Consider the following 20,636-nt stretch of genomic DNA (forward strand, 5'->3'; position numbering starts at 1 on the left):
CCCGTGAGGGTCGCTCGCTTCGGGTGACCTTCGCCGCGTCGCGCCGTGTTCGGCGCCGCGCATGCTGCCCCCAAACCGTTGCACAAACGTTTGGGGGTTATGGCATGTTTCCCAAAACTTTGCCGTTATAGCCCGCTGCGCGGGCGTAACACCCCTCGCACCCGCTAACTAAAGGATTTCGTAGTCTCATGGCAGACAACAACCTCACCACGGCGCCCACGCCCGAGGCGGAACCAACGACTGTCGCTCAGGCGACCGTTGCGAAGCCGACGAATGACGTGGTTACTGTAGACTCGGGCAAGGGCGTCCGTCGCCCTGGCGACCGTGTCTTTGAATTCCTGTCCACCGCGTCCGCGACGCTCATCACGGTGATGATTGCAGCCATCGCGCTGTTCCTCCTGTGGCGCGCCGTCCCGGCCCTCAACGTCAACGAGGGAGGAGTCGTTGGATTCTTCACCTACGGTGAGCGTTGGAATACGAGCGATACGGATGCTATGCAGTTCGGTATCCCCACGATGTTCGCGTCGACCGTTCTCATCTCGGTCCTCGCGCTTCTTATCGCCATGCCCATCGCGCTGGGTATTGCCATCTTCCTGTCGAACTATGCTCCGGCCCGCGCCGTAAAACCGCTCGGTTTTCTCGTCGATATGCTCGCGGCCGTGCCGTCCATCGTCTACGGTCTGTGGGGCTGGCAGGTCCTCGGACCCAAGCTCTCCGGGTTCTACACCTGGCTCGAGTCCTGGGCCGGCGGCTTCTTCCTGTTCAAGGTCTACGACAATTCGCCGTCTTTTGAGACCGGCCGCAATATATTCACGGGTGGCATCGTGCTCGCCGTCATGATTCTCCCGATTATCGCGGCGACCGCCCGCGAGGTCTTCGTGCAGACCCCTCCGGGCCAGATCGAGTCCGCGCTCGCACTCGGCGCGACCCGCTGGGAAGTCATCCGCATGACCGTCCTGCCGTTTGGTACCTCCGGCTACATCGCGGGCTCCATGCTCGGCCTCGGCCGCGCGCTCGGTGAGACGATGGCGCTGTACATGGTCGTCTCGCCGCTTATCGACTTCCGCTTCACGCTCTTCGACGGCGGTACGACGTTCGCGACGGCCATCGCCCTGGCCGCCGCCGAGTTTGGTAACGAGATGCGCGCTGGCGCCTACATCGCCGCCGGCCTCATGCTCTTCCTCCTGACCTTCCTGGTCAACGCCATTGCCCGTTCCATCGTGAATAAGAAGTAAGGAGGAGCCCAGCATGACTACAACTACTGCAATTCCGGTAAAAAACGGCTCTGCGTTCCAGCACATCTCCGGCTCCCGTAAGATCGCGAATAGCATTGCGACCGCCGTCGTGTGGGGCGCGATGATCATCGCGATGATCCCGCTCGTGTGGGTGCTGTGGGAGCTCATTGCCCGCGGCTCTGGCGTCATCTTCAGTCCTGAGTGGTGGACGACGTCCCAGCGCGGCATCATGAACACCGAGGCGGGCGGCGGTGCACTGCACGCCATCATCGGTACCTTCGTCCAGACCCTCTTCGCGACGCTCATCTCGGTGCCCATCGGCATCTTCACTGCCATCTACTTGGTGGAGTACTCCAAGGGCGGCTTCCTCGGCCGCATGACGACGTTCATGGTTGACATCCTCTCCGGTGTCCCGTCCATCGTCGCAGCGCTGTTCGTCTTCGCTATGTGGATCACGCTCTTCGGCTTCGACCGCTCCGGCTTCGCCGTGGCGCTTTCCCTCGTGCTCCTCATGATTCCGCTCGTGGTCCGTAACACGGAAGAAATGCTCCGCGTCGTGCCCATGGACCTGCGCGAGGCGTCCTACGCCCTCGGCGTCCCGAAGTGGAAGACCATTGCACGTATCGTCCTGCCCACGGCACTGTCCGGCATTGTCACCGGCATCATGCTCGCCGTCGCTCGCGTCATGGGCGAGTCCGCTCCGGTCCTCGTGTTGGTTGGCTCTTCGTCGTCTATCAACTGGGACTCCTTCAAGGGCCCGCAGTCCTCGCTGCCGCTCATGATGCTCGATATGTACAAGGCCGGCGCGCAGCCTGCCGTGCTCGACAAGCTCTGGGGCGCCGCGCTCACGCTGGTTATCCTCATCGCCGTCCTCAACGTCGCGGCCCGCTGGGTGTCTGCGAAGTTCTCCGTTAAGAAGTAAACCCGCCCCCAGACTTATCCACTCACAGGAGTAAAGACCCACATGTCCAAGCTTTCGCTCAACGACGTGAACATCTACTACGGCGATTTCCATGCCGTGCAGAACGTCAACATGCAGATTCCGGCCCAGGCCGTGACCGCCTTCATCGGCCCGTCCGGCTGCGGCAAGTCCACCGTGCTGCGCACTCTCAACCGTATGCACGAGGTCATCCCGGGCGCCTCCGTCAAGGGCGAGATCCTCCTTGACGGCGAGAACATCTACGGCTCCAAGGTCGACCCGGTGTCCGTGCGCAACACCATCGGCATGGTCTTCCAGAAGCCGAACCCGTTCCCCACGATGTCCATCGAGGAAAACGTTGTCGCTGGCCTCAAGCTGTCCGGCGAGAAGAACAAAAAGAAGCTCAAGGAAGTCGCCGAGCGTTCCCTGCGCGGCGCCAATCTCTGGGATGAGGTGAAGGACCGCCTGGACAAGCCGGGCGGCGGCCTCTCCGGTGGTCAGCAACAGCGTCTGTGCATCGCCCGTGCCATCGCGGTCGAGCCCGAGGTGCTCCTCATGGACGAGCCGTGCTCGGCTCTGGACCCGATTTCCACCCTCGCTGTGGAGGACCTCATCCACGAGCTCAAGGAGAATTTCACGATTGTCATCGTGACGCACAACATGCAGCAGGCAGCCCGTGTGTCCGATAAGACCGGCTTCTTCTCCCTCGAGGCCACCGGTAAGCCGGGTCACCTCGTTGAGTTCGATGACACGAAGAATATCTTCGAGAACCCGTCGAAGAAGGAGACCGAGGACTACATTTCCGGCCGCTTCGGCTAAGCCTCCCTCGCAACCGTTCTGCGCCCCAGGCAGCGGTTCCCTTGTGCTGATTCAGTTACATGGAACTGCCGTCCTGGGGTGTTTCTTTTATAGACTGGTCGGCATGACTGATCCCCGCGCTTTCGGCGACCACCAGCATTCCCTCGGCACCCAGCTCGTGCACACCGACGCGGAGGTGATCGTCGTGGGTCACGCCGCCGCACGCGAGATCGCGCTCGACCCGGCCTCCTATTCTTCTGGGGTGTCTGCGCACCTCCAGCTGCCCAACGGTCTCGATGGCGAGGAACACGCACGCTTCCGCACGCTGCTTGATATCTACCTCAATGCTGAGGTCGTGGCCGAGATGGATTTCCGCTCCGTCGCGCGTGACGTACTCGACCGCGCTGCGGATAGCCTCGACGCAGATCGCCTGGCAGCGCTCTTCAGCGTGCGCGCCATGCGGCACTGGCTGAGCTGGCCCGAGTCGCTAGAGGACCGTCTGCTGGATTGGGTTGCGGAGAACGCGCGCGCCGCGCGCTCGGGCGACCGCGCCTGGACGGCACGCGTCGCGGCGGAATACGACGAGATCATCACGGCCGCCCTCGAGGCCACTCCCGAGGGCTCCGTCACGTGGCATCTCGCGCACGACCACGGCCTTGAGCACGCTGAGATCGTCTCCATCCTGCGCAATTGGACGGCAGGGGACCTGGGCTCTATGGCCAAGTGCATTGGCGTCATTGTGCGTGCTCTCGCGGATAATGTGCCGCTCCAAGAGCGCCTGCGCGGCGGGGTGAGCCATATGGAGTTCGTTGCCATCGCGGACGAGCTGCTGCGTCTCGACGATCCCTTCGTCTCCAATCGCCGCGTGACCACTTGCCCGGTGCATGTGGCGGGGGAAGAGCTGGACGCCGGCACGCGTGTGCGCCTGCATTGGACTGCGGCCAACCGCGACCCCCACACGTTTAGGGGCTTTGATCCTGAAGGCCACGCCGCAGACAACCTGGTGTGGGGCGTGGGCGCGCATTATTGCCCGGGGAAGCCGTTATCTATGTACGAGCTTCACGCGTTCTTCGCGGAGCTGCTGCCGTGTTTCGACCTTGTGCCTTCCGGCGACGGCGAGCGTGACCTAGCCGGCGGCTGGGCCCGCACACCGGTTGTTTTGCGCGCTCGCTAAGGCGCGCCGATGGGGCGGCTGCGTGCCGCCGACTAGTTACGGAACTGCTTCGTGATGTCGGCGAAGCGTTCCTCGAAGTCCTCGGCGCGGGCTTCCTCATCCTTCTTCGCGAGGTAGCGCTCGGGGGCGAGTCCGGTGACGAGGAAGACGATGCGCGAGTTGACGCTCACGGCGTGGTCTGCGAAACGCTCGAAGAAGCGGGAGAGCAGTGCCATGTCGACCGCAGCGCGCGTGGACTCGGTCCACTCGCGTTGGGTGAGCACGGACATGAGGTGGCCATTGATGTCATCGACTGCGTCATCATCCTTGGCGGCCTGGATGGCGAGGTCAGGGTCTGGGGCGATGAGATTGTCACGCGTTTGCTCCAGGAGGTGAATGCACAAGCGTGTGTATTCCTCGAAGAAGCCACGGTAGGCGTCCGGAATGGCAGGTTCGGGATGGCGGCGGCGGGCGGCGGTCGCGATGTGCTTGGCGAGGTTGCCCATGCGGTAAAGGTCTTCCACGATGTAGATCGACGACACGACCTGGCGCAGATCCTTGCCCATGGGATTTTCGAGTGCGAGCAGGCTGACGGCGCGCTCCTCGCACCGAGCGCGGGTCTCCTCAAGATCGTCCTTGAGGGACAGGGCTTCTTCCGCCTTTTGGAGATCGGCGGTGAGCAGGCCAGATGAGGCCAGTTTCATCATTTGCTCGACGCCGTCACACATGCCAATGAGGTCGTGGGAGAAGTTGTCGAGATGTTCGCGGTATGCCGTACGCATGACTGTCATCCTATTACGCCATAGAAAGGATTGCACGGGAAAGGTGGGTCTACCCCCAAGAAATTTATGTCCAAAGAGGTAGGCGTAAGGAGGGGTATCGTCCATGTGGCCTACTAGGGGGTACTGGAGTTTGCCTGCCGTTTACTCAATGATCATTTAAATAACCCGACGTGGCACGATTGTGCATGTGGTAAGGAGAATTACCTCGTGCGCACGGGGTGATAGTCGTTACGTGGGAGGGTGCTCGCACGGTAAGGCGGGGACCTTAACCGCCAGAATTCATAATGTCTGCGGCGTGGGGAACAGTGATGTCCTCCGGATCGTCGAGCCAGCCATCGGGCAGCGCGACCTTGGCGGGGGAGCCTTGGCGCCCGCGCGCACCGGCGGCATCGGCAGCCTTGGCCTCCGAGTCGGCCCAGGGTGAGAGGATCTCGCGCAACGCGTCGAGCGAAGTGACCTGGGCGAGCTTGGCCCGCACCTGGCCGCCCACGGGGAAGCCTCGCATGTACCAGCCGATGTGCTTGCGGATATCGCGCGCGGCGTGGTCTTCGCCGTCGTGCTCTGCCAGGAGCTCGGCATGGCGGACGATAATGCGGGTGACCTCGCCGAGTGTGGGCTCGTCCGGGATGGGCTCGCCGCGCAGCTGGGCGGAAAGCTCCGCGAAGAGCCAGGGGCGGCCCAGGCAGCCGCGGCCGACCTGCACGCCGTCGCAGCCCGTAGCATCCATCATGCGCTGTGCGTCGTCAGCGCGGAAGATATCGCCGTTGCCGAGGACGGGGACCTCGTCGCCCAGGTGTTCCTTGAGGCGCGCGATCTCGTCCCAACGAGCGTCGCCGGAATAGCGCTGCGCGGCCGTGCGTCCGTGGAGGGTGACGGCTGCTGCGCCATTGTCGACAGCAATCCGGCCGGCGTCGAGGTGTGTGTGGTGCTCATCATCGATGCCCACGCGCATTTTTACCGTGACCGGTACGTCCGTGCCTTCGGTGGCCTTGACGGCCGCGGCGACAATGTTGCCAAAGAGCTGGCGCTTATAGGGCAGGGCTGAACCGCCACCACGGCGGGTGACCTTGGGCACGGGACAACCGAAGTTCATATCGATGTGGTCAGCGAGGTTGTCGTCGACGATCATCTTCGCGGCGCGGTAGGTGTACTCCGGATCCACGGTGTAGAGCTGGAGCGAGCGTGGGGTTTCCTGCGGTGCGAACTCGATCATGTGCATGGTCTTCTCGTTGCGCTCCACGAGGGCGCGGGCGGTAATCATCTCGCAGACATAGAGGCCGGAGACTGTTCCCGTGCGCGCGAGTTCCTGCTCGCGGCAGAGGGTGCGAAAAGCCATGTTTGTTACACCCGCCATGGGCGCGAGGATGACGGGGGAGGCTAATTCGAGGGGACCGATGCGCAAATTCACCCCCTAATTGTGCCTTTTTTCGCAGGTTATAGGCAAATGGTGAAATAATCCTACACCCTTAACAGATCTTCGCTATTGTGTTCCAGGTAACTAACATTCGGTTTTACACCACAGGAGGAATCGCCTTGTCCGAGCGTATCGGTTTCTATCAGGACCTCGTTGTTTCCGCTGAGGAAGCGGCTAAGTTCGTCAACCACGGCGACCGTGTCGGCATTTCCGGCTTCACCGGTGCTGGCTACCCGAAGGCCCTGCCCACTGCGATCGCAGAGAAGGCGAAGGCCGCTCACGCTGCTGGTGAAGAATTCCAGATCGACGTCTTCTCCGGTGCGTCCACCGCCCCGGACTGCGACGGCGTTCTCGCCGAGGCAGACGCCATTCGCTTCCGCTCCCCGTACAACTCCGATCCGGTGCTGCGCGGCAAGTTCAATGATGGTTCCGCCCTCTACCAGGACATTCACCTGTCCCACTCGGGCCAGCAGGTGGAGGAAGGCTTCTATGGTGACTTCCAGGTCGCCATCATTGAGGCCGTCCGCATCCTCGACAACGGCAACATCGTGCCGTCGTCGGCCGTGGGCAACAATCTCGAGTACATCGAAGCCGCAGAGCGCATCATCATCGAGGTCAACGAGTGGCAGTCTGAGCACCTCGAGGGCATGCACGACATCTACAAGATTGAAAAGCTGCCCAACCGCCAGCCGATTCCGATCACCAAGCCGGGCGACCGCGTGGGCACCACCTACATCGAGATTCCGCAGGAGAAGGTCGTCGCCGTCGTGAAGACCGACGCTCCGGACCGCAACGCCCCGTTCAAGGCGCCGGATGAGGTCTCGGAGAAGATCGCTGCGAACTTTATTAACTTCCTCGAGGGCGAGGTAGCTGCCGGTCGCTTGGCCTACGACCAGTTCATCATGCAGTCCGGCGTGGGTAACGTCCCGAACGCCGTTATGGCGGGCCTGCTCGACTCCAAGTTTGAGAATATCCAGGCCTACACCGAGGTTATCCAGGACGGCATGATTGACCTTATCGACGCCGGCAAGATGACCATGGCATCCGCAACCTCCTTCGCGCTGTCTCCGGAGTACGCGGACCGCATGAACGAAAAGGCGGAGAAGTACAAGGAGCACATCATCCTGCGTCCGCAGCAGATCTCCAACCATCCGGAGGTCATCCGCCGCGTAGGCCTCATTGCCTCCAACGGCATGATTGAGGCCGACATCTACGGCAACATCAACTCCACCAACGTGGGCGGCACTCGCATCATGAACGGCACCGGTGGCTCCGGCGACTTCACCCGCAACGCCTACATCTCCACGTTCGTCTCCCCGTCTGTGGCCAAGGATGGCGCCATCTCCGCTATCGTTCCGTTCGCGTCCCACATCGACCACACGGAGCACGACACGATGGTCATCATCACCGAGTACGGTGTTGCTGATTTGCGCGGCCTGGCTCCCAAGGAACGCGTGGAGAAGGTCATCTCCGTTGCTCACCCGGACTACCGCCCGCTGCTCGAGGAGTACTACGAGCGCGCAAAGCAGAACAAGTTCCAGCACACCCCGCACGATCTGAAGACGGCCTTCGACTTCCAGATCAACTTCGCGGAGAAGGGCGACATGCGCGGCTAATCCCTCGCATGCGCTGAGCGTAGGTCACCCTGGGGACTACCCCGGGGTGATTTCGCTTCCACACAACCTCACCGCTAAACTAGGTGGGCGTTGGGCCTTTAGCTCAGTTGGTAGAGCTACGGACTTTTAATCCGCAGGTCCCGGGTTCGAGCCCCGGAGGGCCCACCGATAATCCCTCGGCTGCACAGCGGCCGGGGGATTTATGCTTGCGGTGGGTGAGCGGCGAGAAGCGCTGCAACGGTATGTCAATTCCACGTGCACAGGCGTAGCCGTGTCTTATGATTTATGTGTCTTCGCCTCTCGATAGGCGTCTGTTTCGTCGTCTCTAAGGTGTCTCATATCCTCCATCTTTCGTGCCACTGCCGCGGCTGTTCTCCTTGTCCCTCTTGCTCTAGCAGGGTGTTCCGGCGAAGGTGAGGCCGGTCCGCGCACAGTAACTATGACGGTTCCAGCGCCGGCTGATCCGAGCACAGAGTCGCACCAGCCCGCTCCTCGCACCGCGGAGAAGACCCCTGCCGAAGCCATGAGCACCGCCGTACCTGCAGCGCCTGCGGCACAACCGCACAGCAATAACATCGCCGCGAATCCCGAGCAAATTGGCGGTTATTGCGGAATGACATCAGACGGGGTTAGGGTCGACGCCAATGATGATGCATCATGCGCGTTTGCCATGGCGATTTATGATGCCGCCATTGCGCAGGCATACGAATCTCGGGCAGGCGCAAGCGGCAATATTGTGCTTGCGACTGTCAACGATTTCCAAGTGACAAGTTCCGTCACCGGTCAAACTTATACGCTAAGTTGCTTTGTCGGTACGGCCGGCCAGGCGCTTATTTGTTCCCAGCCCTCAAGTCCTTACGGAAACTCTGGGGGAGCAGTGTTCAATCGCGAGAAAACCGGTTGGCATTCCATCCTCGGCTGAGACTGCAGAAAGAGGCATCGGATAGCCCATGTATCCCTGTGACACCGTTGTGTACCGTCAGCCTCCGCAGAATCGAGTCGCGGGGGTGCCCTGCACGCTAGGATAGCGGGGGATTAGTACGCGGTGTCGCAAGTCCATATACTTGCTGGCAGAACCGTAAAACTTCGACTATTACTAGCTATCTGGGAGGCGCGATGGTTCAGCGTGTGTACGTGGAAAATCGGGAGGGCGGCCACGCAGCTGCACTCTCGGCGGAGTACGGAGTGGCGGTGCGCATGCTCAATCGCTACGACGTGGAGGGCACGACCGACGCCGAGTTCGCCACCGCCGTCAACCTCGTGCTCGCAGAGCCGCAGGTCGACAACATGTACGCCACGCTCGAGGAGGCCGGCCTGGACGGCAAGGCCATCCTCGCCGTCGAGCCGCTGCCCGGCCAGTTTGACCAGCGCGCGGACTCCGCGGCACAGTGCATCCAGTTCCTCTTTGAAAAAGAGCGCCCCACCGTCCGTACGGCCGTCCTCTACGCCGTGGACGGAGAAATTCCGGAGGCCATGCGCGCCGGGCTCATTAACCCGGTCGAGGCCCGCGAGGCCTCCCTCGAGCTTCCCGAGGCTCTCGTTGTCGAGGCCCCACGCCCAGCAGACGTCGCACGGCTTACCGGCTTTACCGAGCTTTCCGATGCCGCCCTTCCCGAGGTCGTCGCCTCCCACGGCCTGGCCATGGACGTCGACGACGCCATGCTCGTGCGCGATTATTTCCAGTCGGAGAAGCGCGACCCGACCATTACTGAGCTCAAGGTCATCGACACCTACTGGTCGGACCACTGCCGTCACACCACCTTCGAGACGGTCCTCGACAACATCGAGTTCCACGACCCGGCCGTGGAGGCCGCGTACAACGACTACCTTGCTGCGCGCGACTCCATTGGTCGCACCAAGCCGGTGACGCTCATGGACATGGGGACCATTGCCGCGAAGGTCCTGCGCGCCACGGGCAAGCTCGACGCGCTCGACGTCTCCGAGGAGATCAACGCCTGCACCGTCCACGTCACCATCACGGTCGACGGCAAGGATGAACCGTGGCTCTTCCTGTTCAAGAACGAGACTCATAACCACCCGACGGAGATCGAGCCCTTCGGTGGCGCGGCGACCTGCATCGGCGGCGCCATCCGCGACCCGCTGTCCGGCCGCGGTTACGTCTACGGCGCGATGCGCATCTCCGGCTCCGGAAACCCGCTCGAGACCACCACGCGTGCCGGCAAGCTGCCGCAGAAGACCATCGCGCGTACCGCCGCCGCAGGCAACTCCTCTTACGGTAACCAGATCGGCCTGGCCACCGGCCTCGTCGACGAGGTCTACCACCCGGGCTACGTCGCCAAGCACCTCGAGATGGGTGCCGTCGTCGCCGGCGCCCCAGCCGAGAACGTCCGCCGTGAGGTCCCGGACGCGGGCGACGTCGTCGTCCTCGTCGGCGGCGCCACTGGCCGCGATGGCATCGGCGGCGCCACGGGTTCCTCCAAGTCGCACAACGTGGAGTCCCTGACCACTGCGGGCTCCGAGGTCCAGAAGGGCAACGCGCCCGAGGAGCGCAAGCTCCAGCGCCTCTTCCGCAACCCGGAGTTCTCCAAGCTCATCAAGCGCTGTAACGACTTTGGCGCTGGCGGCGTCTCCGTCGCCGTGGGCGAGCTCGCCGATTCCATCGACATCGACCTGGACACCGTGCCCAAAAAGTACGAGGGCCTCGACGGCACCGACCTGGCTCTCTCCGAGTCCCAGGAACGCATGGCCGTCGTCGTCGAAGCCAAGGACGCGCAGCGCCTCATCGAGCTCGCGAACGAGGAAAACCTCACCGCCACCATCGTCGCCAACGTCACCGACTCGGGACGCGTGCGCATGACCTGGCGCGGCGACACCATCGTCGACCTCTCCCGTGAATTCCTCGCCACCAACGGCGCGGACAAGCATGTGGACGTGCGTATCGAGCCCTCCACCGACTGGCGCGCAGCTGGCCGCGAGTGGGCTCACAAGGACTCCTCCTTCCGCGAGTCCTTCCTCGCGATGGCGGGCGACCTCAACGTCGCCTCCAAGCAGGGCCTGTCCGAGCGCTTCGACTCCACCGTCGGCGCCGGCACCGTCCTCATGCCTTTTGGCGGCTCCCGCCAGGCCACCCCGATTCAGGCCATGGCCCACACCTTCCCGGTCATGGGGGAGACCACGGACTGCTCCGTGATGTCCTGGGGCTACAACCCGTACGTCACCGAGGCTAGCCCGTACCACGGCGCCTACCTTGCCGTCGTCGAGTCCGTGGCCAAGCTCATCGCTACCGGTTCTTCCATCGACGAGACCTACCTGTCCATGCAGGAGTATTTCCAGCGCATGGACTCCGCCACCGCATGGGGCAAGCCTGCCGCGGCCCTGCTGGGTACCATCAAGGCTCAGCTCGGCTTGGGTGTGGGCGCCATCGGCGGCAAGGACTCCATGTCCGGCACCTTCGAGGAACTGCACGTCCCGCCCACGGTCATCTCTGTCGCCGTGAGCCACGAGACCACTGACCACATTGCGTCCAACCACTTCACCGGCGCTGGCCACGCCGTCACGCTGCTCTCCCCGGAGCTTGCCGATGCCGCCGACACCGCGCTCGTCGGCTTGCCCACCCCCGAGTCCCTCCTCGCCAGCTTCGCGACCGTCACGGAGCTCCTGCGCTCCGGCCAGGTCACCGCGGCCTACACCCCGGGCTTCGGCGGCGTGGCCGAGGCCGTGCTCAAGATGTCGCTGGGCGAGGGCCTGGGCTTCGCTTTCGCAGACGACGCCCCGCTCTATGACTACAACTACGGTGCGTTCGTCCTCGAGTGGGCTGAGGACGCCACCCCGTCCGCTGGTACCGCGCTGGGCGAGACCACCGCAGACGGCTTCACCTTCCGTGCCGAGACCGTCTCATCCGCTGACGCCGAGGCCGCCTACCGCGCCACCCTCGAGCCCATCTACCCGTCCGAGGCGCCGCAGTCTGGCTCCACTGAGCTTTCCTCTGCTCCCGCAGACGTGCCAGCGGCTGCGCCGGCTGCCGCTGCGCCCACTCGCGTCGCGGGCAGCTCCGCCCCGCGCGCACTCATTCCGGTCTTCCCGGGCACCAACACCGAATACGACTCCGCGAAGGCGCTGCAGCGCGCCGGTATCGAGCCAGAAATCCTCGTCGTGCGCAACCGCACGCCTGAAGACATTGCCGAGTCCGTCGAGCGCATGGCAGCCGCCCTGGACCGCTCGCAGATGCTGTACCTGCCGGGCGGTTTCTCCGGCGGTGACGAACCGGACGGCTCCGCGAAGTTCATGACGTCCTTCCTACGCAACCCAGCGCTCACCGCTGGCGTCCACACACTGCTCGATGAGCGCGGCGGCCTCATCCTGGGTATCTGCAACGGCTTCCAGGCGCTCATCAAGCTGGGCCTTGTTCCGGGCGGCGCCATCTCCGAGCCGGGTACCGAGTCCCCGACGCTGACGTTCAACACCATTGGCCGTCACCAGTCGCGCATCTCGCGTGTCAAGGTCGTCAACAACGACTCGCCGTGGCTCAGCAAAGTTAACGTCGGCGATGTCTTTACCGTGCCGATCTCCCACGGCGAGGGCCGCATCACCGCCGGCGAGTCCGAGTGGGCGCGCCTCAAGGAGGCTGCCGCGACCCAGTACGTCGATGCCGCAGGCAACCCGGCGATGGACATCGATGTCAACCCGAACGGCTCGCTGTTCGCCCTCGAGGGCATCATGTCCGCCGACGGCCGCGTGCTGGGCAAGATGGGCCACTCCGAGCGCATCTCCGCCACTACGTACAAGAACGTGCCAGGCGAGTATGACATGTTGCTCTTCGAGTCCGCTGCGGAGTTCTTCACCAAGTAACCCGCAACCGAAACAAGGCGCCTTACCGATAACCGGTAAGGCGCCTATCGCGTGGGGCCAGCGCTGCTAGTTCTTCACGAGCTTCTTAATCGCCGTCATGGCTTCCTCGAGCTTTTCCTGGGCCACGTGACCATCCTCGGCAGCGGCGCCAGCGACACAGTGCGCGATGTGGTCTTGGAGCAGCGCCAGCGAGACGTTTTCTAGTGCGGAGGTTACCGCGGAGATCTGCGTAATGATGTCGATGCAGTACTGGTCCTCGTCGATCATCCGGTGAATGCCACGCGTTTGGCCCTCAATTCGCTTGAGTCGAGCCAAATATTGCTTCTTTGAAATCTCCGACTGGTTGTAGCCATGCGTGCCGGGGGCGTGGCAGCCGCAGGGTTCTGCCTGTTCAGCCATGGTTTTTCAACTCCTCCTACGGGCGATTTTGTTGCATGGGGATCACTCCAGTATATTTCTAGGAGGTCGCATGTTGCACACTGCTGTGAGCGAACATGTACCGGGCCCCCATCGTCTAGCGGCCTAGGACACCGCCCTTTCACGGCGGCGGCACGGGTTCGAATCCCGTTGGGGGTACGAAGATTCTTTCTTCGTACAGAAAAAATCGAATATGGCCCTGTGGCGCAGTTGGTTAGCGCGCCGCCCTGTCACGGCGGAGGTCGCGGGTTCAAGTCCCGTCAGGGTCGCATTGTGTGACGCACTCGGTCCTTGCTTGGTTTCAAGTAAGGACCGAGTGTTTTCTGTTCTGTTCCAGGTGCGACCTTTTGTCATCTCCGGTACTTTTGTGTAGTAAATCACTCTTCTCTGTGCAAAGGCTAGGTTAGATGGCTACATCGCATTTCTCGCCTCGCACGTGGGGCGCAGTTCTTTCAATAATTTTCCTCAGTTTGCTGGTCGTCCCGTTCGCGGCCGCGCAGTCCGAGGAATCGTCCACGGCAGCGTCGTCTACAGCGCCGAGCTCAGACGCGGGACCGACGAGCGATAAACAGTCCAAGGTGGCGCTTGTTATGGACGCCTCGTTCTCCATGGCGGATCCAGAAAGCGAGGGCGGCCCATCGAAGATGCAGGTGGCCAAGGACGCGTCGAACCAGCTCGTCGATAAGCTTCCGGACAGCGCCCTTGTCGGCGCCGTCGCGTATGGCTCCAAGGAGTCGAATGCGCCGGATAATAAAGAGCGTGGTTGCCAGGATATTTCCGTGCTATCGCCGGTCGGGCGGATCGACAAGGCCGGGCTGAAAGACAGCTTTAATGCTTTGGAGCCCAAGGGCTACACTCCCATCGGAAACTCGCTGAAGAAGGCCGCGGAGCAGCTCAAAGCTGCCGGCGGCGAGGGCGAGAATTCCATCGTGCTCGTCTCGGACGGCATCGACACCTGCGCGCCGCCACCGGTGTGCGACGTGGCCAAGGAGCTTGCTGCTGACGGCGTGGGGCTCACGGTTCACACCATTGGATGCCAGGTCGACGAGAAGGCGCAGTCTGAGCTGGATTGCGTCGCTAAGGCAACGGGTGGCCAGTCGCTCGCTGCAGCGAATGCTGCTGAGCTTGCGCAGAACATGGAGTTCCTCACGCTGCGTTCTGTCAACATGTACGAGGCGCGGGGCACCCCGTTCGAGTTCGCCGATGATCCAGACAGTGCCAAGTATCTCGGGGAGGGCACCTACCACACGAAGGTCCTGCCCCGTATGGGTAAGAACGAGGCCGAGGATCGTCCGTTCTACACCAAGCTTTCCGTGCCTGAGGGCTACAACGCGTATGTCACGGTTTTCGCTATCCCAGAGCAGAACGCGGATGGTAAGGTAACTTCGGACATCTTCTCCACGGTCGAGGCTGAAAACCCTGCGCCCAACTGTGAGGGCTACGCGACCACGGTACAGCCGAGCCCACGCACGACGAGCGGCGGCCGTTACACGCCGCCCTATTCCGCCAGCGTGCTGGTGCAAAACGAAAAGCAGCCCGAGGACGAGGAAAATCGTTGTATCAAGATGGACGATTGGGACATCGTGACAACGCTGTACTTCGCTGACACGCTCAGCTCCGACCAGGTCAACCAGGATGTCGAGCTAGACGTTGAGGTCAACGTGCAGTACGTCAAGGCTGGCGCGTTCGCTGGCGACGAAAAGAAGCCGTATGCGTCTCGTGAGCTCCCTGGGGTCACGCAGATTGAGGAGGGCGCACCTGTGGCCGGTGGCGCTACCTTCGACTCCGCGGCAGCCGTGACGCCGGGGGAGACCTATAACGACGCCATCGTTGACGGCGAATATCGCTTCTATAAGTTTGATGTGCCCTACGGCAAGCGTCCGGTCGTGACTGTGCAGGGGCGCAAGACGGTCGCGGAGCACCAGAGCTACGGCTTGCAGTGGGATTTTTATAACCCCACGCGTGGCAGCGTGCTTGCCGGAGAAGATATCTACGTGGGAAGCGAAGAAGAAGTGAATCGCAGCGCCGGCGATTCCGCCGTGCAATGGGCTAACCGTACCGAGTACATCGATGGACCCCTGACGCTCCCCGGCACGTACTATCTCGTCTTCGCAAAGAGCGTGAATGGTAACAAGCACGATCGTACGGCGGGCATAGACCAGGGCTACTCGTTCAAGGTGGAGCTCGACGGTGAGCCGATGGACGGTCCCGAGTTCACGCCCAACTTTGAGCCAGGTGCCGAGCCTTCCGATACCCCCATCAACCTTGCGTCGGCCTCAGAAGACCTCGAAAAGGCCGCTGAGACGACCACGACCGAGGATGCGCCCAAGGAAGGGGACAATGCAGAGCAGCAGTCCGCTGATGTCGCACAGGCCGGTGAGGACTCTGCTGGTGGCAGTAACCTCAAGGGCATGCTCATCGGTGCTGGAGTCGTTCTCCTTATCGCGGTGGGCGCTGCGGGCGGATTCCTGCTCGCTCGTCGCAAATAGTATGTACGTCTAAGTTCTTCACCATGTCACCGTCCTAGAAAGGGGTGGTGACATGGTGATTTGTGTGATTTTAGGGTTGTTGTGTAGAGTAACTACTCGTGCCAGAGAGCACAACAACAATAGAATATGGCCCTGTGGCGCAGTTGGTTAGCGCGCCGCCCTGTCACGGCGGAGGTCGCGGGTTCAAGTCCCGTCAGGGTCGCCGAAGTCATCTGACTTCTGGCCAGATAGCTCAGTCGGTAGAGCACACGCCTGAAAAGTGTGGGGTCGCCAGTTCGATCCTGGCTCTGGCCACAAAATACTCCTCGTTCCGGTTTCCGGAGCGAGGATTTTTTGTTGTGCTGCCTTAAGCCCGGATTTCAGGATAAAGAAGCGGCTACAACTCACAGCATCTAGGGTCTTCGTTGTCCTGAACTGCCGCCGCGCGGCTGGGATGGGGGAGGACCGAGGTCTCGACGGGGAGGCGGGGTTTCGGCATAATGGCGACATGGATATCAACGTTGCACAGCAGACCGACCAGTCCCGCTACGTCATCACCGTCGATGGTGAAGAAGCTGGCTTCGCCGACTACAAGGACTCCGCTCAGGTTCGCGAGTTCGACCACACAGTCGTCCATGACGAATTCCAGGGCAAGGGCCTGTCCAAGCCGCTCATCAAGTTCGCGCTCGATGACACCCGCGCGGCAGGACGCTCCATTATCCCCACCTGCTCGGCCGTGGAGCGCTTCATCAGCAAGAATCCGGAGTACCAGGACCTCGTGGCCTCTTAGAGCCTGAGAAACGAACGAGAGCCCCATGCACTGCATGGGGCTCTTGGCGTGGCCCTACGAGGGGGCATCGGCAAGCTTTAGATGTAGTAGTCCGGGTCGACGAGCTTGATGCGCTCGTTGGGATTGCGTGGGCGGTTCTTCGCCGGGATGCCCGTAGCGATGTGGTCTGGCGGCACGTCTTTGGTGACGACGGCATTGGCGCCTACGGCCGAGCCGGAGCCTACCGTGATGGGGCCGAGGACCTTCGCGCCGGCGCCAATGGTGACGTTATCGCCGATGGTGGGGTGGCGCTTGGTTTGTGTGAGGACCTGGCCACCCAAGGTCACACCGTGGTAGAGCATGACGCCGTCGCCGATCTCCGCGGTCTCGCCGATGACGATGCCCATGCCGTGGTCGATGAAGAAACGGCGGCCGATCGTGGCGCCCGGGTGGATCTCCACGCCGGTGAAGAAGCGGTTGATTTGCGCGAGAATGCGCGCAGGGCCTCTCCAGCCTCGCTTCCACATCCAGTGGCTGATGCGGTGGCTCCAGATGGCGTGGAGGCCGGAATACACGATGGCATTCTCTATGTCGCCGCGCGCGGCGGGGTCATGATCTCGGGCGTTGGCGAGATCCTCGCGGATTCTGGAAAGAATGCTCATGGGCACCCACTCTAATAGGTATGAAAAACCGCCCGCCAAAATGGCGGGCGCTTTTATTTAGCGGTAAATCTTATGCCTCGCGGATGTCCTCGAACAGGACGGTGGAGACGTAGCGCTCACCGAAGTCAGGAGCGACGACGACGATGGTCTTGCCTTCGAACTCCGGGCGGTCAGCCAGCTTCAGAGCGGCGGAGACGTTCGCACCGGTGGAGATGCCGACGAGCAGGCCCTCCTCGGTGGCGAGCTTACGAGCGGTCTCGATGGACTCCTCGTTGGTAGCCGTGAGGATCTCGTCGAGTAGCTTGCGGTCGAGAACCTCCGGGATGAAGTTGGCACCCAGGCCCTGGATCTTGTGCGGGCCAGCCTTGCCCTCGGTGAGCAGCGGGGAGGAAGCCGGCTCGACAGCAGCGAGGTAGAGGTCTGCGTTCTTCTCCTTGAGGAACTTGCCGGCACCGGAGACGGTGCCGCCTGTGCCGACGCCGGCGACGAAAGCGTCAACCTTGCCCTCGGTGTCGTTCCAGATCTCCGGGCCGGTGGTGGCGTAGTGGATAGCCGGGTTGGCCTCGTTGCCGAACTGGCGAGCCAGGATAGCGTTCTCGTTCTGGGCGACGATCTCGTTTGCCTTGTCGACAGCGCCCTGCATGCCAGCGGCGCCCGGGGTGAGGACGAGCTCTGCGCCGTATGCGCGCAGGACAACCTTGCGCTCGTTGGACATGGTCTCCGGCATGGTGAGGATGACCTTGTAGCCCTTGGCTGCACCAGCCAGGGCGAGGGCGATACCTGTGTTACCGGAGGTTGCCTCGACGATGGTGCCGCCCGGCTTGAGGTCGCCGGACTTCTCCGCGGCCTCGACGATGGCCTTACCGATGCGGTCCTTGACGGAGTTAGCCGGGTTGAAGGACTCAACCTTCACGAGAACCTCGGCCTTCTTGCCCTCAACAAGGCGGTTAAGGCGCACCAGCGGCGTGCCGCCGATGGTGTCGAGAATGGAATCAAATACCTGCGCCATGGTGTGTGGCCTCCTAAAATCTGTTGGTCTTTCTTTGCTAGCGCCGATCCTACACTATCGTCCTAGACCGATCGGTTCGCAAATTCTAGACAGATATTTATTCTCTTTGGTGGAATGTTTACGATGCGGAATTAGGGTAGAGGGGTGGGTGTGGTTTACGATTACCCCCGTAAGCCGAAAACCTATCGGATATTTGCCCGCTTCCCTGAGTGGGACTAGGGCACCTTATTGGGTGTCCCCGAGCCTGGAGTAGTTACATGGATACGCCCCGCATCAAAGATGACGAAGAAGCCGTCCGCGCCGCGCTTTCTTCCCTGAAAAACGCCACCGGAATTCCCGTCACCATGTATGGCACGCTGCTGGCGGATAACCGCCTGCAAATTACACAGTGGGTGGGCCTGCGTACTCCGGCTCTCCAGAACCTCATCATTGACGCTGGCGTCGGCGTCGGTGGTCGCGTGGTCTCCACCCGCCGCGCCGTGGGTGTCACGGATTATGCTCGTGCCAACACCATCTCCCACGAGAATGACCGCGCCATGCAGGACGAAGGTCTCCACTCCATCGTGGCTGTCCCCGTCATCGTGCAGCGTGAGATTCGTGGTGTTCTCTACGTTGGCGTGCACTCGCCGGTGCGCCTGGGGGACAAGGTCATCGAAGAAGTAACGATGACTGCTCGCTCCCTCGAGCAGGACCTCGCTGTCAACTCCGCCATGCGCCGCGCCGATGGCGCCAAGGGTGCTGCGGCACGCGGCAACGTCATGAACGGTGCTGAGTGGGAGCAGATTCGTTCCACGCATTCCAAGCTGCGCATGCTGGCTAACCGTGTCGAGGACGATGATTTGCGCCGCGAGCTCGAGATGCTCTGCGACCAGATGGTCTCTCCGGTTCGCGTCAAGCAGTCTACGAAGCTGTCTGCCCGTGAGCTCGACGTGCTTTCTTGTGTGGCGCTGGGCCACACCAACATCGAGGCCGCCGAAGAAATGGGAATCGGTGCCGAGACCGTCAAGTCCTATTTGCGCTCCGTGATGCGCAAGTTGGGCGCACACACGCGTTACGAAGCGGTGAACGCGGCTCGCCGTATTGGCGCCTTGCCGTAAACTGTCCCGTGTGAAAGACATCTTTAACGTAACCGGTGGAGCCCGGCTTGCAGGCACCGTCAAGGTTGATGGCGCCAAGAACAGCGTGCTGAAGCTCATGGGAGCCGCGCTGCTTGCAGAGGGCACCACAACCCTGACCAACTGCCCGGAAATCCTCGACGTGCCTTTGATGAAAAAGGTGCTTGAGGGCCTGGGATGCATCGTGACCATCGACGGCGACCGCGTGGAAATCACCACGCCGGCGGAATTGCGTTCCGATGCCGACTTCGATGCCGTCCGCCAGTTCCGTGCGTCCGTCTGTGTCCTGGGGCCATTGACTGCGCGGTGCGGCCACGCCAAGGTCGCTCTCCCCGGCGGCGATGCCATCGGCTCTCGCCCGCTCGACATGCACCAGTCCGGCTTGGAAAAGCTCGGCGCCGTCACTCGCATTGAACATGGCGCCGTCGTCGCCGAGGCCGAAGCCCTCCGCGGCGCAAAGATCTCCATCGATTTCCCCTCGGTGGGTGCGACCGAGAACATCATTACGGCCGCAGTCCTGGCTTCGGGCGTCACGATCCTCGACAATGCGGCACGCGAGCCCGAGATTGTCGATCTGTGTTCGATGCTGGTTTCCATGGGTGCAAAGATCGAAGGCGCGGGCACGTCGACCATCACCATTGAGGGCGTTCCTTCGCTTCATCCCACCGAGCATGAGGTCATCGGCGACCGTATCGTCGCCGGTACCTGGGGTTACGCCGCAGCCATGACGCGGGGCGACATTACGGTAACCGGCATCGCGCCGCGGCACCTGCACCTGCCGCTGGAGAAGCTCAAGCTCGCCGGCGCGAATGTTGAGACCTACGAGAATGGTTTCCGGGTGCGCATGGACGGCCGCCCGAAGGCCGTCAACTACCAAACGCTGCCGTTCCCGGGATTCCCCACGGACCTTCAGCCCATGGCCATCGGGCTGTCCACCGTGGCAGAGGGGATGACCATGATCACGGAGAACGTTTTCGAGTCACGCTTCCGCTTCGTGGACGAGATGCTCCGTTTGGGTGCGAAGGCGACGGTGGATGGCCACCACGTTGTTATCCGCGGCAAGGAAAAGCTTTCTTCTACGCACGTGTGGTCCTCGGACATTCGTGCCGGCGCCGGTCTCGTGCTCGCCGCCCTGTGCGCGGACGAGGTCTCTACCGTCCACGATGTCTTCCATATCGACCGTGGATACCCGAATTTCGTGGAGAACCTCACCGCTCTCGGTGCCACTATCGAGCGTGCACAGGAAGAAACCTTCTATTAACCACGATTCGGGATCGCCAGGTAGGTGCTGCGAAAGTGCTACTTACCTGGCGATTTGCGCGTTTTCAAAGGCTCGCCTATATTTATCCGAGCTGCCAGCGAGATGGCCGAAAGGTTACGAGCTAGCGGCAATCAAACCGAATCGACATGGATTTGACTTATAAAATTCATTTCGTTAAGTTTGAACAAGTCGCTTGAGAGCAACTCGTT

The 20,636-nt window shown here is 62.0% G+C and carries 16 protein-coding genes and 5 tRNA genes; 16 read left to right on the top strand and 5 right to left on the bottom strand.

Annotated elements, in window-relative coordinates:
- Positions 1 to 188: 188 nt before the first annotated feature.
- The 4 genes from pstC to HMPREF0307_RS07095 all read left to right on the top strand — a co-directional run bounded on the left by pstC (position 189) and on the right by HMPREF0307_RS07095 (position 4,126).
- On the top strand, positions 189 to 1,235 hold the full coding sequence (gene pstC, locus HMPREF0307_RS07080) for a phosphate ABC transporter permease subunit PstC (protein ID WP_066490287.1): 1,047 nt from the start codon (positions 189 to 191) through the stop codon (positions 1,233 to 1,235).
- A gap of 13 nt (positions 1,236 to 1,248) precedes the next feature.
- Positions 1,249 to 2,157, top strand: a complete 909-nt coding sequence (gene pstA, locus HMPREF0307_RS07085; protein WP_066490290.1) for a phosphate ABC transporter permease PstA — start codon at positions 1,249 to 1,251, stop codon at positions 2,155 to 2,157.
- A 42-nt stretch (positions 2,158 to 2,199) separates the two neighbouring features.
- Complete coding sequence (pstB, locus tag HMPREF0307_RS07090) at positions 2,200 to 2,973, top strand: phosphate ABC transporter ATP-binding protein PstB (RefSeq protein ID WP_066490292.1); 774 nt, start codon at positions 2,200 to 2,202, stop codon at positions 2,971 to 2,973.
- Between the two features lie 103 nt (positions 2,974 to 3,076).
- Positions 3,077 to 4,126 carry a cytochrome P450 gene (locus HMPREF0307_RS07095; RefSeq protein WP_066490297.1) on the top strand — a complete coding sequence of 350 codons (1,050 nt, stop codon included), beginning with the start codon at positions 3,077 to 3,079 and terminating at the stop codon, positions 4,124 to 4,126.
- Positions 4,127 to 4,158: 32 nt separating this feature from the next.
- Here HMPREF0307_RS07095 and phoU read toward each other — a convergent pair whose 3' ends face one another.
- Both phoU and dusB read right to left on the bottom strand, forming a co-directional pair.
- Positions 4,159 to 4,887, bottom strand: coding sequence for a phosphate signaling complex protein PhoU (phoU, locus tag HMPREF0307_RS07100; protein WP_066490302.1), 729 nt, complete (start codon positions 4,885 to 4,887; stop codon positions 4,159 to 4,161).
- A 265-nt stretch (positions 4,888 to 5,152) separates the two neighbouring features.
- Complete coding sequence (dusB, locus tag HMPREF0307_RS07105) at positions 5,153 to 6,295, bottom strand: tRNA dihydrouridine synthase DusB (protein WP_066490310.1); 1,143 nt, start codon at positions 6,293 to 6,295, stop codon at positions 5,153 to 5,155.
- A gap of 125 nt (positions 6,296 to 6,420) precedes the next feature.
- On the opposite strand from dusB, the gene HMPREF0307_RS07110 reads away from it, so the two are divergent.
- The 4 genes from HMPREF0307_RS07110 to HMPREF0307_RS07120 all read left to right on the top strand — a co-directional run bounded on the left by HMPREF0307_RS07110 (position 6,421) and on the right by HMPREF0307_RS07120 (position 12,726).
- Positions 6,421 to 7,917 carry a succinate CoA transferase gene (locus HMPREF0307_RS07110; RefSeq protein WP_066490313.1) on the top strand — a complete coding sequence of 499 codons (1,497 nt, stop codon included), beginning with the start codon at positions 6,421 to 6,423 and terminating at the stop codon, positions 7,915 to 7,917.
- 92 nt (positions 7,918 to 8,009) lie between these two features.
- Positions 8,010 to 8,082, top strand: a tRNA-Lys gene (locus HMPREF0307_RS07115).
- 358 nt (positions 8,083 to 8,440) lie between these two features.
- The gene (locus tag HMPREF0307_RS12950; RefSeq protein WP_141759228.1) at positions 8,441 to 8,839 is read left to right on the top strand and encodes a hypothetical protein; all 399 of its coding nucleotides are present in this window, start codon (positions 8,441 to 8,443) and stop codon (positions 8,837 to 8,839) included.
- Positions 8,840 to 9,033: 194 nt separating this feature from the next.
- A complete protein-coding gene (locus tag HMPREF0307_RS07120; RefSeq protein WP_066490316.1) occupies positions 9,034 to 12,726 on the top strand; it encodes a phosphoribosylformylglycinamidine synthase in 3,693 nt (1,230 codons plus the stop codon).
- Positions 12,727 to 12,792: 66 nt separating this feature from the next.
- On the opposite strand, the gene HMPREF0307_RS07125 is transcribed toward HMPREF0307_RS07120, so the two are convergent.
- Positions 12,793 to 13,125 carry a metal-sensitive transcriptional regulator gene (locus HMPREF0307_RS07125; protein ID WP_066490319.1) on the bottom strand — a complete coding sequence of 111 codons (333 nt, stop codon included), beginning with the start codon at positions 13,123 to 13,125 and terminating at the stop codon, positions 12,793 to 12,795.
- 104 nt (positions 13,126 to 13,229) lie between these two features.
- Between HMPREF0307_RS07125 and HMPREF0307_RS07130 the strand changes: the two genes are divergently transcribed.
- The 6 genes from HMPREF0307_RS07130 to HMPREF0307_RS07160 all read left to right on the top strand — a co-directional run bounded on the left by HMPREF0307_RS07130 (position 13,230) and on the right by HMPREF0307_RS07160 (position 16,401).
- Positions 13,230 to 13,302 (top strand) — tRNA-Glu (locus HMPREF0307_RS07130).
- A gap of 36 nt (positions 13,303 to 13,338) precedes the next feature.
- Positions 13,339 to 13,412, top strand: a tRNA-Asp gene (locus HMPREF0307_RS07135).
- A 201-nt stretch (positions 13,413 to 13,613) separates the two neighbouring features.
- Positions 13,614 to 15,632 carry a vWA domain-containing protein gene (locus HMPREF0307_RS07145; protein WP_197418394.1) on the top strand — a complete coding sequence of 673 codons (2,019 nt, stop codon included), beginning with the start codon at positions 13,614 to 13,616 and terminating at the stop codon, positions 15,630 to 15,632.
- Between the two features lie 128 nt (positions 15,633 to 15,760).
- Positions 15,761 to 15,834 (top strand) — tRNA-Asp (locus HMPREF0307_RS07150).
- 19 nt (positions 15,835 to 15,853) lie between these two features.
- Positions 15,854 to 15,926, top strand: a tRNA-Phe gene (locus HMPREF0307_RS07155).
- 193 nt (positions 15,927 to 16,119) lie between these two features.
- Positions 16,120 to 16,401, top strand: a complete 282-nt coding sequence (locus HMPREF0307_RS07160; protein WP_066490330.1) for a GNAT family N-acetyltransferase — start codon at positions 16,120 to 16,122, stop codon at positions 16,399 to 16,401.
- Between the two features lie 77 nt (positions 16,402 to 16,478).
- Here HMPREF0307_RS07160 and epsC read toward each other — a convergent pair whose 3' ends face one another.
- Both epsC and cysK read right to left on the bottom strand, forming a co-directional pair.
- Positions 16,479 to 17,042, bottom strand: coding sequence for a serine O-acetyltransferase EpsC (gene epsC / locus HMPREF0307_RS07165; RefSeq protein WP_066490337.1), 564 nt, complete (start codon positions 17,040 to 17,042; stop codon positions 16,479 to 16,481).
- Between the two features lie 70 nt (positions 17,043 to 17,112).
- Positions 17,113 to 18,051, bottom strand: a complete 939-nt coding sequence (gene cysK / locus HMPREF0307_RS07170) for a cysteine synthase A (RefSeq protein ID WP_066490339.1) — start codon at positions 18,049 to 18,051, stop codon at positions 17,113 to 17,115.
- Between the two features lie 257 nt (positions 18,052 to 18,308).
- Here cysK and ramA point away from each other — a divergent pair, with 257 nt between their 5' ends.
- Both ramA and murA read left to right on the top strand, forming a co-directional pair.
- A complete protein-coding gene (gene ramA / locus HMPREF0307_RS07175) occupies positions 18,309 to 19,148 on the top strand; it encodes an acetate metabolism transcriptional regulator RamA (RefSeq protein ID WP_066490341.1) in 840 nt (279 codons plus the stop codon).
- Between the two features lie 10 nt (positions 19,149 to 19,158).
- Positions 19,159 to 20,427 carry a UDP-N-acetylglucosamine 1-carboxyvinyltransferase gene (murA, locus tag HMPREF0307_RS07180; protein ID WP_066490348.1) on the top strand — a complete coding sequence of 423 codons (1,269 nt, stop codon included), beginning with the start codon at positions 19,159 to 19,161 and terminating at the stop codon, positions 20,425 to 20,427.
- The last annotated feature ends 209 nt before the right edge of the window (positions 20,428 to 20,636 follow it).

This window comes from Corynebacterium sp. DNF00584 (assembly GCF_001552965.1).
In the GTDB taxonomy this organism is placed as follows: Bacteria; Actinomycetota; Actinomycetes; order Mycobacteriales; family Mycobacteriaceae; genus Corynebacterium; species Corynebacterium phoceense.

Bases quoted from the DNA above. Each gene is read 5' to 3' on its own strand.
- pstC (WP_066490287.1), top strand. From the start codon at position 189: ATGGCAGACAACAACCTCACCACGGCGCCCACGCCCGAGGCGGAACCA.
- pstA (WP_066490290.1), top strand. From the start codon at position 1,249: ATGACTACAACTACTGCAATTCCGGTAAAAAACGGCTCTGCGTTCCAG.
- pstB (WP_066490292.1), top strand. From the start codon at position 2,200: ATGTCCAAGCTTTCGCTCAACGACGTGAACATCTACTACGGCGATTTC.
- HMPREF0307_RS07095 (WP_066490297.1), top strand. From the start codon at position 3,077: ATGACTGATCCCCGCGCTTTCGGCGACCACCAGCATTCCCTCGGCACC.
- phoU (WP_066490302.1), bottom strand. From the start codon at position 4,887: ATGCGTACGGCATACCGCGAACATCTCGACAACTTCTCCCACGACCTC.
- HMPREF0307_RS12950 (WP_141759228.1), top strand. From the start codon at position 8,441: ATGAGCACCGCCGTACCTGCAGCGCCTGCGGCACAACCGCACAGCAAT.
- HMPREF0307_RS07120 (WP_066490316.1), top strand. From the start codon at position 9,034: ATGGTTCAGCGTGTGTACGTGGAAAATCGGGAGGGCGGCCACGCAGCT.
- HMPREF0307_RS07125 (WP_066490319.1), bottom strand. From the start codon at position 13,125: ATGGCTGAACAGGCAGAACCCTGCGGCTGCCACGCCCCCGGCACGCAT.
- HMPREF0307_RS07160 (WP_066490330.1), top strand. From the start codon at position 16,120: ATGGATATCAACGTTGCACAGCAGACCGACCAGTCCCGCTACGTCATC.
- epsC (WP_066490337.1), bottom strand. From the start codon at position 17,042: ATGAGCATTCTTTCCAGAATCCGCGAGGATCTCGCCAACGCCCGAGAT.
- cysK (WP_066490339.1), bottom strand. From the start codon at position 18,051: ATGGCGCAGGTATTTGATTCCATTCTCGACACCATCGGCGGCACGCCG.
- ramA (WP_066490341.1), top strand. From the start codon at position 18,309: ATGGATACGCCCCGCATCAAAGATGACGAAGAAGCCGTCCGCGCCGCG.